9 protein-coding genes are annotated in these 12,895 nt (G+C 40.3%); all 9 read left to right on the top strand.

Translation table 11 applies throughout. The features are described 5' to 3' along the window. Positions 1-149: 149 nt before the first annotated feature. The 9 genes from C4S54_RS07175 to C4S54_RS07135 all read left to right on the top strand — a co-directional run bounded on the left by C4S54_RS07175 (position 150) and on the right by C4S54_RS07135 (position 12,564). Complete coding sequence (locus C4S54_RS07175) at positions 150-398, top strand: GlsB/YeaQ/YmgE family stress response membrane protein (protein WP_022774913.1); 249 nt, start codon at positions 150-152, stop codon at positions 396-398. A gap of 63 nt (positions 399-461) precedes the next feature. Next, positions 462-1,019, top strand: coding sequence for a chromate transporter (locus C4S54_RS07170; RefSeq protein WP_330405625.1), 558 nt, complete (start codon positions 462-464; stop codon positions 1,017-1,019). Continuing rightward, positions 1,016-1,582: a chromate transporter gene (locus tag C4S54_RS07165; protein WP_103868920.1), complete on the top strand. Its 567-nt coding sequence runs from the start codon at positions 1,016-1,018 to the stop codon at positions 1,580-1,582. The genes C4S54_RS07170 and C4S54_RS07165 overlap by 4 nt, the downstream gene beginning before the upstream one ends. 125 nt (positions 1,583-1,707) lie before the next feature. Further along, positions 1,708-3,423: an MATE family efflux transporter gene (locus C4S54_RS07160; RefSeq protein ID WP_103868919.1), complete on the top strand. Its 1,716-nt coding sequence runs from the start codon at positions 1,708-1,710 to the stop codon at positions 3,421-3,423. Positions 3,424-3,448: 25 nt separating this feature from the next. After that, on the top strand, positions 3,449-6,406 hold the full coding sequence (locus C4S54_RS07155) for an AMP-binding protein (RefSeq protein ID WP_103868918.1): 2,958 nt from the start codon (positions 3,449-3,451) through the stop codon (positions 6,404-6,406). A gap of 22 nt (positions 6,407-6,428) precedes the next feature. Further along, entirely contained in the window at positions 6,429-6,779 is a 351-nt protein-coding gene (locus C4S54_RS07150) for a DUF1622 domain-containing protein (protein WP_103868917.1), read from the top strand. Between the two features lie 226 nt (positions 6,780-7,005). After that, positions 7,006-9,783: an FAD-dependent oxidoreductase gene (locus C4S54_RS07145; RefSeq protein ID WP_103869065.1), complete on the top strand. Its 2,778-nt coding sequence runs from the start codon at positions 7,006-7,008 to the stop codon at positions 9,781-9,783. 22 nt (positions 9,784-9,805) lie between these two features. Continuing rightward, positions 9,806-10,795: a helix-turn-helix transcriptional regulator gene (locus C4S54_RS07140; RefSeq protein WP_103868916.1), complete on the top strand. Its 990-nt coding sequence runs from the start codon at positions 9,806-9,808 to the stop codon at positions 10,793-10,795. A 41-nt stretch (positions 10,796-10,836) separates the two neighbouring features. Continuing rightward, complete coding sequence (locus tag C4S54_RS07135) at positions 10,837-12,564, top strand: GGDEF and EAL domain-containing protein (protein WP_103868915.1); 1,728 nt, start codon at positions 10,837-10,839, stop codon at positions 12,562-12,564. Positions 12,565-12,895 lie beyond the last annotated feature (331 nt).

Genomic DNA, 12,895 nt, shown 5'->3' with positions numbered 1-12,895 from the left:
ACAATTAAATTGTTAAAGAAAAATAAACGTTGGTAAAGTGCCATAATATGCGATTATTTCAAGCTTTTTTGGCAAAAAAGAAATATGTATATTGGGAAGTATATGTTATACTAGGTTTTGAAAAAAAGTAATTGAAAGGGGATATTGATATGATCAATGGAATGGGACTTATCACAGGTCTTATTATTGGTGCTATTGCAGGATGGATTGCAGGAAGATTTATGAAAAATGAAGGCAGCCTTTTAAGAAACATCATTCTTGGTGTTGTAGGTGGCTTCGTAGGAAATCTTGTTCTTGGCCTTGTTGGTATCCATGGAAGCGGCATCATTGGTAACCTGATCGTCGGTGTTATCGGTTCCTGCATCGTTATCTATGCAGGTAAAAAGCTTTTAAAGTAATTTTGGAAAGCTCCGGAAGAAAAGTTCTTTCGGAGTTTTTTCTTGATGTTTGGAGGTCTTGTTTTGAAAGACAAGTTAAAGACACTTTTTTTATCAACCCTATATCTTAGTGCGTTTACCTTTGGAGGCGGTTATGTGATCATAACCCTTCTTAAAAATAAATTTGTAGATGAACTGAAATGGATAAGTGAAGAGGAAATGCTGGACTTTGTTGCCATCGCCCAGTCTTCACCGGGCCCTATTGCAGTAAATGGAGCAATAGTAATAGGCTATAAAATATGTGGATTTCCGGGAATACTGGTTGCGGTTTTGGGAGCAATAATCCCACCTTTTGTTATTCTTACGGTTGTATCTGCTTTTTATGCGGCCTTTAAGACCAATCCATATATACAGTCGCTTTTGTTTGGTATGAAGTCAGGAGTAAGCGCCGTTATTGTTTCAGTAGTATGGGATATGGCCTTTGGAATTGTGAAAAAGAAAGATCTGCTCCTCATAGTTATCATGGCTGCGGCATTTATTCTCAATTACTATCTTAAGGTGAATGTGATACTCATTATAGTTGCTACGCTCATAATAGGTATTTTCAGGTCACTTATAAAAGCAAGAGGTGAAAGAGTATGAGTATATATTTAGAATTATTTTTTGCCTTCTTGCAGGTGGGAGCCTTTAGCTTTGGGGGCGGCTATGCAGCAATGCCACTTATCAGTTCGCAGGTAGTTGAAAAATATGGTTGGCTCAGTGCAGCTGATTTTGCAGACCTTGTAACTATAGCAGAGATGACACCGGGACCAATAGCTGTAAATGCGGCAACATTTGTAGGTAATCAGACAGCAGGAATACCAGGAGCAATAGTGGCAACAGTAGGAGTTGTACTTCCTTCATGCATATTTGTTACTATTCTGGCGCTCCTTTATACCAAGTACAAAGAGCTTCCGGTGTTAAAAGATGCACTGTTATCCCTGCGCCCTGCTGTTGTTTCCATGATTTTTGCAGCCGGCCTTATGATCTTGATCCCGACTATATTTAAATCAGGAAGTGTTGAATTTACAGATGGAAATTTTTCGGTAAGACCCTTTGTTTTGTTTGTCCTTTCTATTTTTTCTTTGAGAAAATGGAAATTAAATCCCATCCTTGTGATGGTTCTATGCGGAGTTGTTGAAGTCATAGCTTCGCTTGTATTTTAAATAATTTATCCTTATTACCAATGCTTACGCCCCAGGTGCGTAGGCATTTTTTAATACATGAAATAACGGCACAAATAATATGATATAATGATATTGAATAGGAAGCTTTAGGAGTAAAATGCGATATGTTAACAAAAAAGACCTTTATATCATCTAAATTTTATTCCATGCTTGCGGGTGGAATAGTAACATCTTTTTTGGTGGCTTTTACGGTTATGGCCGATGCATTTATAGCAGGTATCAAGCTGGGAGAGGATGCAGTTACAGGCATAAATCTCGTTCTTCCGGCGTATTCTCTTGCGAGCTTTTTTGCCCTTTTGTTTTCATTGGGAGTCCCAATACTTTATTCAAAGGAAGTTGGTGCTTTTGAAAGAGAAGAAGCCAACCGGACTTTTGGCGTAGGTATCCTCGGAACCAGTATCTCAGGAATCATGCTGTTTATCATACTGATCTTTGGCGGTAACATTTACCTTGAGTATATGGGAGCTGAGGGGCAGGTCCTGTTACTGGCTAGAGATTATCTCTATTGGATAAAATATGTCGTTATAATCCTGCCACTAAGAACACTTCTTTCCGAGATGGTTTTTTCTGATGGAGACGAGGCTATTAGTACATTGGCAAATGCGGTATCGGCTGTCACTAATATCATTTTTTCGATTTTGCTTGCTTCACTGATGGGGACATCAGGTTTGGGGTTGGCTTCATTTTTGAGTCTTTTTTTATCTATAGTTATACTTCTATTTCATTTTGTAAAAAAAGGAAATTCACTTCATCCCAATCTTTACTTTTCTGCAGCTAAGTTAAGAATAATCATCAGATATAGTATTGTTGATTCCAGCACATATTTATTTCTGATGATATTCATTTCGATTATGAATAGGTATGTTGTAAAAAATTTTGGCAGCGGAATGTTGATTCTGATTGCTATTGTGTCATTTATTAAAGAAGTGCAGTTTGTCTTCGATGGGGTAGGGGCTGCCCTAACTCCGATAATAAGCGTGTATCTTGGTGAGAAAACATATCAGGGAGTGAACGAGGTGTGGAAATTAGCCAGGAAGACAGCTGTGATTGAGAGTATTATCGTTACGGCTGTAATAATTATTGGCGCGCCCGTTATCGTTGGTTTTCTTGGAATAGTTGATCCACAAAAGGTTCAGATTGCTGTGTGGGGATTACGCATTATGTCTCTTACACTAATATTTACAAGCAGGATGTATCTTGACTCCTCCTATTTTATTCTTATAGATAAAATTCCTTTGGGTGTTCTTATATGTGCATTAAGAGATCTGGTTATCGCTGCTCCGCTTGCTATTTTTGGAGGATGGCTTTGGGGCATTTATGGAATGTTCATAGGGCTTATGATTGCCCCGGCATTGGGCTATCTTTTGTCATACATATACATATGCCTGAGATATGATAAGGACAGTTATGTATTGTTTATTCCTCCAATGGAGAAAGAACGCCACATATGGATGTATGAGTTTGAGGTCAGGCCTGAGCTGATTACTGCAACAAGAGATCAGATAGGTAGGACACTTAAGGATAACGGTCAGAGTAGTAGTACCGTAAACAGAGTAATGGTGCTTTTTGAAGAACTCTTTATGCTCGTATATGATCTTAATCCGGGAAAGACTGTGCTTGCGGAGTGTATCGTTGAAGTTGGAAACAATGTACATATCATAACCAAGGATAACGGTGTGTACTATGATCTCACGGATACAGATCATAAGGTGGATTCTTTTAGATCATTTGTTGTTTCAGGGCTCACTGAGAAGCTTGTTTATAAGAAGATCAATTTTGCGTCACTTAGCTTTAACCGTAATGCATTCGAGATAGAATAATGTGACATGGAGACTACAGGCAGTTATGGAATTTATTGAAAGACTAAAAAGAATAGCTAGACAGCATCCGGATCGCATAGCTGTCGTGGATCATGATGGAGCGCGCAGTACATCATATAGGGAGCTCTTTTGTTATGCAATGAGAGTCAATCGGTATCTTCAGAGTAAAGGTATCGGTAAAGAGGATACGGTAGGGATATACTATCCTAAAGGAATGGAGTATATTGCTACACGTATTGGTGTCATGATGGCTGGCGCAGCATGGGTTGCGCTTGAGGACCTTATGGGAAAGGAACGCATAGACTATGTTGTAAATGATTGCAGCTGTGTTCTGGTAATGAGTGGCAAGGAATGGGAAGAAGCTATGGAGCTTTCTGAGTGTCAGGACTTTAGAAGGGCAGATCCGCATGACCTTGCCTTTTATGTTTATACTTCAGGAAGCAGTGGCAGACCTAAGGGAGTTATGCAGGAATACGGGATATATGATCCTATGGGGGCTGGGTTTTGGAAAGGCCTTATGCAAGAGTATATATATCCTGAGGGAGATGAAAATAGAGAAGAATTAATGAGATTTGCTAATGTCATTCCTGAATCCTTTGTTGGCGGGGTGTATATGACCGTAGGGCTTCTTGGATTTGGATGTACGCTTCACGTCCTTTCGTGGGAGACAACTAAGGATCCCGTAAAACTCGGGGCATATTTTAACAGACACATGATTGACTCAACATTTATGACCCCGACTTTTTTTAAGGTACTGCAGCAGCTTGGAATAGAATCAATGCGTGTCGGATACACCGGTGGAGAAATCGTATCGGATGTTGAGGACAGCAAATTTGATGTCATAAATATTTATGGTCCAAGTGAGTTCGGATATCCGGCGTGCCACTTTAAACTTGACAGGGGATACGACAATACTCCCATTGGATATCCTGAAGAAGGCAGTGAAATAGTGCTTCTTGATGAAAATGGCAAGGCATCAGATGAAGGAGAGCTGTGCATATATCTTCCATTCTTTCGCGGATACAATAAGCTTCCCAAAGAAAATGAGAAAGTATTTGTTATGATACAGGGAAGGCGTTTCTTCAGAACGTCTGATTATGCTTCTGTGGATAAAAATGGCAGATATACTATCCTTGGCCGAATCGATGAAATGGTCAAGATAAACGGAAATCGTGTGGAATTAGCGGAAGTGGAAAGTGCTGTTAAAAAAGCTCTTAACATAGAGTTTTGTTCCGTAAAGGCGTTTAAGAAAAAGAATGGTACACCACTTATTTGCGCATATTATAAGGCTGAGAGTGAGCTTTCATCTGAAAACATTTCCAGGATTCTGACTTCCTACCTTCCGGGCTATATGATACCACAGCGCTTTGTTAGAATTTTTGAAATACCTCTTAATCAAAACGGAAAGGTTGATAAATTAAGACTTCCGAATCCTGATGATTCTGATATATGCGACACGTATGAGAAACCTGAGAATGATATACAAAGGACCATATGTGAAGCATTTGAGTCAGTTCTTGAGAACAATAAAAAAATCGGTATAAACGATGATTTTTTTGAGCTTGGCGGAGATTCTGTAAAGGCCATGCTTGTAATTATTAAGTGCAGTCTTAAGGACTTATCTGTTCAGAATATATATGAAGGAAGAACCGCAAAAAGAATAGAGGAGCTCATAAAAACTTCAGTTAAAAAAGATGTGGCTTTATCTGATACAGAGGCTCCTTTTGTGCGGGTTAATGCATCGCAGGATTATTTGCTCCGTGTTCAGGCCCAAAATCCTGAATCCTCAGTATTAAACCTACCGGTAAGATTTGTTTTTGACCCTTTAGTTGATCTTGATAGAATGGCGAATGCTATAGAAAAGGCGATTCTTTTGCATCCGTCGCTTTATAGTACCATAGAGGAAACAGCAGAAGGTTTTATACAGAAATTTGATAAGACCATCATTCCAAAGATTGTTCCGGAGAAGATGAGCGAAAGCGAGCTTGAGCTTACGGTGAATGACTTTGTAAGGCCGTTTCGTTTTGATAACACTCCCATGTTTCGCTGCAGGCTCATAGAAACTTCAAAGACAAAGGAATGTCTGTGTGATATCTGTAATGCTATATGCGATGGAGAATCATATCATAAGCTTCTGGAGGATATCGGAAGTATTTACCGGAATGAGCCGGTTGAAAGAGATGATTATATAGCCATCTGCCTGGAAGAGAATAGATACGGGGCCTCAGATGCTTTAAGGGATGACATAGAGTATTTCAAAAAGAATTATGACAAGGCCGGATGCGTTACACTTCCAGCACCTGATCACAGTGGCCGAAAAAATATTTATGGCGAGTTATTTCTTGACTTTTCGTTTAAAAGAAAAGAAGTAGATATGATCAGTGCTATGTACGGGCTTGGCAGGAATGGATTCTATATTGCTGCGGCAGCCATTGCACTGGCTTTGAACCGAAATAACGGAAATGTTGCTTTGACATGGACCTGGAACGGAAAATCAGATATTCGCAGGATGAACGCTGTTGGCTGCTTTTTAGTTGATTTGCCGGTGACGATTTCTGTTGAAGAAGGAGTATCCGTAGAGAGCTTTCTGAAGGAAGTTTCTTATCAGATCAAAGACGGAATTGCACATGGTCGTGTATCATACTGGGAAGAGGTAGGATCATATTATGGAGAGGATCTGCTTTGCCTTATTTTCCAGGGAGATATATATAACTATGGGGAATATGACGAAATTGTACGGGAAATATCTGAACTGCCAAAAGAGGGTATGGCCTGCAACAATAAAATGAATTTGCAGATACTTGATAGTGCAGAGGATTTTGGAATAATGGTAGATTATGATGCCGGAGTCTATGAAAGAAGCACAGCAGAGGCATTTGCTGATACATTCTGCAAAGCCTGCTGTGAGCTATTAAAAGTTAAAGACAATTCCGCATCTGTCTCAGTTATGGAAGTTATAGAAAAGATAAAGAAGACTACTTAAAAAATGAGTAAAGGGGGCACTTATGGAAAATGTATATCTTGCTTCAGAAAACATCCTAAGATATATCGTAGAGTTTTCAACTCTTATCCTGGAAATGTTTGGCATATGTATCCTTGTCTTCACTGCTGTAAGGAGCTTCGTATTCTGGATTAAAAAAGATGATTCCATCAGGCTTCAACTTGCACAGGGTATAGCACTTGCCCTTGAATTCAAGCTTGGCGGCGAGGTTCTTCGAACAGTCGTAGTCAGAGAGTGGGCAGAACTCGGAATCCTAGGCGCTATCATAGCTCTAAGAGCAGCCCTGACCTTCCTCATCCACTGGGAAATCAAAAACGAAGAAAAGGCCCTTGAACCCAAGAAAAGCAATCAATAGCATAAAAACTCCTCAATCGGGACAGACACCTGCCACTGCTTGGGGAGTTTTTTTACGGCTATAAGAGCATTTCAGACAAAAAATAGCGTGAATATTTATGGAAAATCTCGTCTAGTCATGCAGTTTCCTTTATTGTACAATGTTAAAAGGAGATTAATTTTTTGTTAGAAGGGGATATCTTATGGCTAAAGTAAAGACTATGGCTGATTGGAAAATCGGCGATCCAATGATCAATGAAAATGATTATTGGCAGGATCCAAATTATAAGGCAGAGGATCCGGAAAAAGAGAAACTGGTTCTTGAGCTTGCTAAGCTCATTACTGACCGTTATGTAAAAAAACTCACAAATAAGATCAACAACAGAGATCCGGAGTATTGGATGCTTGATCTTATTCTTAATAAGGAACAGGTGAAGTTTCTTTTGAACTTTAAGAAGACACGTGTTCCATATTCTATTGAAGAACTCGCAACCATGAACAATATGAGCGTGGAAGATACAAAGAAGATGGTGGAGCGTCTTAGATGGATCGGTATCATCGAGCAGAATCGTGCCAAGACACCTGACAAGCATCTTCAGTATGAGCTTCCTATCTTTGTTCCGGGCTCAGCAGAGTTTATGATGATGCAGGAAAAGCTTACTGATGAATTCCCACAGCTTGCTACATTCTTTAACCTTATGACACAGCTTCCACTTGCAGGGATCACACAGATGGTTCCACCCGGAGGAGCTGGAATTGGAATGCATGTTATTCCTGTTGAGAAGGCTATTTCACTTGAGAATCAGTCAGTTCCTGTTGAACATCTTTCAAGATGGATCGACATGTATGATAAATACGGTATTTCAGAGTGTTCTTGCCGTAAGCAGCAGGCTATGCGTGGTGAAGGAAGCGGAGAGATCCGTGGTGATTACTGCATAGGTATGGGCGACATGGCTGAGTACATGGATGATCGTGGAATCGGTCATTATATCTCCAAGGAAGAAGTTTATGAGATCCTTGAGAGAGCAGAGAGACATGGATATGTTCACCAGATCACCAATATCGACGGTGAAGGCAAGATTGTTGCTATCTGTAACTGTGCTCCCGGAGTATGTAATGCTCTTAGAACATCCCAGCTCTTTAACACACCTAATATGTCAGCATCTGCATACAGAGCACATGTTGAAAAAGATAAGTGTGTTGCCTGCGGTAAGTGCGTAGAAGTTTGTCCTGTTGGTGCTGCCAAGCTTGGCCAGAAGCTTTGCAAAAAAGACGGATCAGAAGTTAAGTATCCTAAGACAGAGCTTCCTAACGCTAAAAAGTGGGGCCCTGAGAAGTGGAACTACAACTACAGAGATGATGCAAAGATTAATTGCTACGACACAGGTACAGCTCCATGTAAGACAGCTTGTCCTGTACACCTTTCAGTTCAGGGCTATATCAAGATGGCTGCAGAGGGCAGATATGAGGATGCTCTCAAACTTATAAAGCAGGATAACCCATTCCCATATATCTGCGGCGCTGTATGTAACAGACGCTGTGAGGATGCCTGCACAAGAGGAACTATCGATCAGCCTCTTGCTATTGATGAGATCAAGAAGTTCATTGCTTCTTTAGACCTTAAGAGTGATAAAAAATACATTCCACTTTGCGAGAAGCATGATGGCGGAATGTGGTCTGATGATTATAAGGTTGCTGTTATCGGAGGAGGCCCTGCAGGACTTGCTGCTGCTTACTTCCTTAGAAGAGACGGCTATCCTGTTACAGTTTTTGAAAAAGAGAAGAGACCAGGCGGAATGCTCATGAATGGTATTCCAAGCTATCGTCTTGAAAAAGACATAATCGATGCTGAGATTGATGTTATTCGTCAGATGGGCGTTGAGTTCAAGTGTGGAGTTGAGGTAGGAAAAGACATTACTATACAGAAACTCCGTGAGGAAGGCTACAAGGCATTCTTTATCGCTATTGGTATGCAGGGCGGAAGAAAAGCCGGAGTTCCTGGCGAGGATGCTGAGGGCGTTCAGACAGGTGTTGATTTCCTTAGAAACATAAATCAGGATCATTCCATTAAGTTAAATGGCGACACTGTTGTTATCGGCGGCGGAAATGTTGCTATAGACGTAGCCAGAACAGCTGTAAGAGCAGGAGCATCTAAAGTTACAATGCTTTGCCTTGAGGGTGAAAAAGAGATGCCTGCAGCAGCTGATGAAGTTGCAGAAGCAAAAGAAGAAGGAATTGAAGTTAAGAATGGATGGGGACCAAAGGAAGTTGTTACTGAAAATGGTCATGTTAAGTCCGTTATCTTTAAGAGATGCGTGAGTGTATTCGATTCAGAGCATCGCTTCAGTCCTAAGTACAATGAGGAAGAGACAATAGAGATCCCTTGTGAGAATCTTCTTTTGTCAATTGGTCAGTCAGTTCAGTGGGGTGGCCTTCTTGAGGGCACAAAGGTTGAACTTAACAGAAATGGCACAGCAGTTGCTGATAAGCTTACAAGACAGACAGCAGAACCCGATATCTTCGTTGGCGGTGATGTATTCACAGGTGCAAGATTTGCTATAGATGCTATTGCCGGTGGTAGAGAAGGAAGCGTTTCCATTAACCGTTTCGTACATAAAGGAAATCGTCTTGACCTTGCTCGTGACAGAAGAGAATTTATTGAGCTTGATAAGGACGATATAAAGGTTGAAGGCTTCGATGATGCAAAGAGACAGATTCCAGGTAAAAAAGCCGGTGTTGCAAGCAAGACCTTTGATGATCTTCGACTTGTATTTACTGAAGATCAGGTTAAGGCCGAAGCAAACAGATGCCTTGGCTGCGGAGCTACAACTGTAGATGAGAACCGCTGTATCGGATGCGGACTTTGCACAACAAAGTGTGAATTTGATGCTATCCATCTTACAAGAGATATGCCTGCAGCAAGCACTATGGTCAGATCTGAGGACAAACTTAAAAAGGTTGGACCATATGCAGCAAAGAGAGCAGGAAAGATTCTTATCAACAAGATTGTTGGTGACAAAAACTAATAAGCTTCAGGGGTAAGTCAAAATGCCAAAGGGTGCCAATCAAAAATTAAAACTGTATTATCTCGCTAAAATAATGGTCAAGATGACTGACGATGAGCATTTTCTAACAATGCCTCAGATAAAGGAACGGTTAGAAGAGTGTGGGATAACTGCGGACAGGAAGAGTCTCTACGATGATATGGAGGCTCTCCGCACCCTGGGCATTGACGTTATCCTGGAACAGGTTGGAAGAAATTATTACTACCACGTTGGCAGCAAGCACTTTGAAATAGCAGAGCTTAAGCTTTTGGTGGATGCGATACAGTCTTCCAAATTCATTACAGAGAAAAAATCCAATGAGCTTATCAAAAAGCTCACAGGTCTTGTCAGTGAATATGAGGCAATGCAGCTTAAAAGGCAGGTGGAGGTTCAGGGCAGAATAAAGACAATGAACGAGAGTATCTACTACATTGTAGATGAGATACATACTGCCATATCCACTAACAGACGCATACAATTTGAGTACCTTAAATGGAATCTGAATAAAGAACTTGTTCCGAGAAAAGAAGGCTTATATGAAGTGAGTCCATGGGCGCTTACATGGGATGATGAGAATTATTACCTCATTGCATTTGATGCTGAGGCTGATAAGATAAAACATTACCGTGTTGATAAAATGAGAAACATCCGTATCATGGATGACAGGAGACTTGGAAAAGAGCATTTTAAAGCTTTTGATATGGCTGCTTATTCCAAGATGAATTTTGGAATGTTCGGGGGAACAGAAACCAAAGTAAAACTGAAATTCAAAAACGACTTAGTTGGAGTTTTGATAGACAGGTTTGGCAAAGACATAAGTATCAGAAAGTCAGATGAAGAGGGATGGTCAGAGACAAGCGTTGATGTTGCGATAAGCGATCAGTTCTTTGGATGGCTCTTTGCCCTGTCGGATGGGGTTATCATAGCTTCTCCGGAGGACGTGAAAGACAGATACAGACAGGAACTTCTTAAGATAACAGAGAGGTATTCTTAAACGGCTTAAACAGTATCTGCTTTGCTTTGAGGGGTATGTAAATGAGAGAAGAGTTCTGTGATACTGGTATGTGTGGTATTGTTCCCAATAATCTTCCCGGTGGATTTTTTATCTATGAGGCCGAGGGAGATGAAAAGATACTTTTTGCGGAGAACAATATCGTTGAACTCTTCGGATGCAGATCATTCGAAGAGTTTAAGGAATATACCGGCGGTACTTTTTCGGGAATGGTCCATCCTGATGACATCCAAAAAGTTCAGACCCAGATAAAAGCACAGACTATTTTTGGTGAAAAACGCCATGATTATGTGCGTTACAGGATAATCACCAAAAAAGGTGATGTCAAGTATATTGAGGATTTTGGTCATCTTCTTCACTCCGAGGGGGGAAGAAGCTATTTCTATGTATTTATAGTAGATGTGGACCAAAATGAGTATTTCAATAATAGCCGGAACTCTTTTGCTGAGGCGGAGCTATTGTCAAGAAGCAAGGAAACAGATCAGCTTACTGGTCTTTTTACCATGTCTTTTTTCTACCATATTGTTCAAAACATGCTCAATTCTCCTGAGTTTTGGAGAAAAGAAGTAGCATTTATCCATTTTGATATTCCGAATTTTAAACTTTATAATGAGCGCTTTGGCTTTAAAATGGGCGACGAGCTCTTGGTGAGCCTTGCAAAGATAATAAGAGAGGTCTTTTCGGGAGCAACAATTTCTCGTTTTTCAGACGACCATTTTGTTGTATGTGTATCGGCATCAAGAGACGAAGTAATCTGTAAGGTTGAGACAGTTTTTAAACAGATGCTTTTATCTGAGGATGTGAACAAAAAGGTAAGAGTTAAAGCCGGAATTTATATACTTGATGATGCCAGAGCAGAAATAGGTCTTGCCTGTGATCATGCAAGACTTGCCTGCAATAGTATTAAAGGCAGGCACGATGTAAATTATTGTATTTACGATGATATGCTCAGAAATAAGATGATAAGACAGCAGTATGTCGTTGATAATATTGATGAAGCGGTGGAAAAAGAGTATATAAAGGTCTTTTACCAGCCTGTCATAAGAGTAAAAACAGGTGAAATATGTGGCTATGAAGCGCTTGTTCGATGGGTTGATCCGGAAATAGGAATGATAAATCCGGGAGACTTCATTGAGACATTAGAGCAGTTCCATCTCATACATCTGGTTGATATTTTTGTTATCAGAAAAGTCTGCGAAGATTATGCAAGACTTAGAGACAAGGGAGAAGTGATTGTTCCTGTTTCAGTAAATATTTCGCGACTTGATTTTGAAATCTGTGATGTTTTCGAAACGCTGGAGAAATGGCGAAAGAAGTATGATATGCCCCGCAATTTGATCGATGTTGAGATCACAGAGAGTGCATTTAATGACAACTCCGGCCTTATCAAACAGGAATGCAAAAAGATAAGGGATGCAGGTTATCAGATCTGGATCGATGATTTTGGAAGTGGTTATTCATCACTTAATACGATTGCGGACTATGAATTTGATGTGCTAAAGCTTGATATGGTATTTTTAAGAAGTCTTGATAATAACCCTAAAACCGGAGATCTTATGCGCTTTATTATAAAGGGAGCAAGGGTACTTGGAATCTATCCTCTTTCAGAAGGAGTGGAGACCCAGGAACACTTTGATTTTCTAAAGAGAGCAGGCTGTGAAAAAGCGCAGGGGTATTACTTTGGAAAGCCCATGCCAATGGAAGAGAGCAGGGCATTTACCAGGGAAAAAGGACTTAAGTGGGAAACATGAGGAAGACAGAGGGAAGACAGAGGGACGGTTCCAATGTCATTTAGTTAAGGAAATTCATATATACTTTCATATCAAAAACATTATTGCAAAAGAAAAAGTGATTCTACAAAGAACGTAAGAATCACTTTTTTATTTGAAAATTTTTAAATTAGGGCTTGACACAGGCCTCAAAAAGTGCGGCCGCCTTTGCTAAAGAAGCTTTAGCAAAGGCGGCCCCTTAAATCAAAGGTATCCGACCACACATTGATTTAAGGAGGCACTCATGAAAGCATCATACATCAAAAAGAAGTTTTTTGAAACTATTGATTCTATTGTTGCGGATCCATCACCG

It is taken from the genome of Butyrivibrio sp. Su6 (genome assembly GCF_900108105.1).
Lineage (GTDB): Bacteria > Bacillota > Clostridia > Lachnospirales > Lachnospiraceae > Butyrivibrio.
Note: the sequence above shows the minus strand (reverse complement) of the source record. Positions and strands in the feature narration are given on the sequence as shown.

Bases quoted from the DNA above. Each gene is read 5' to 3' on its own strand.
- C4S54_RS07175 (WP_022774913.1), top strand. From the start codon at position 150: ATGATCAATGGAATGGGACTTATCACAGGTCTTATTATTGGTGCTATT.
- C4S54_RS07165 (WP_103868920.1), top strand. From the start codon at position 1,016: ATGAGTATATATTTAGAATTATTTTTTGCCTTCTTGCAGGTGGGAGCC.
- C4S54_RS07160 (WP_103868919.1), top strand. From the start codon at position 1,708: ATGTTAACAAAAAAGACCTTTATATCATCTAAATTTTATTCCATGCTT.
- C4S54_RS07155 (WP_103868918.1), top strand. From the start codon at position 3,449: ATGGAATTTATTGAAAGACTAAAAAGAATAGCTAGACAGCATCCGGAT.
- C4S54_RS07150 (WP_103868917.1), top strand. From the start codon at position 6,429: ATGGAAAATGTATATCTTGCTTCAGAAAACATCCTAAGATATATCGTA.
- C4S54_RS07145 (WP_103869065.1), top strand. From the start codon at position 7,006: ATGATCAATGAAAATGATTATTGGCAGGATCCAAATTATAAGGCAGAG.
- C4S54_RS07140 (WP_103868916.1), top strand. From the start codon at position 9,806: ATGCCAAAGGGTGCCAATCAAAAATTAAAACTGTATTATCTCGCTAAA.
- C4S54_RS07135 (WP_103868915.1), top strand. From the start codon at position 10,837: ATGAGAGAAGAGTTCTGTGATACTGGTATGTGTGGTATTGTTCCCAAT.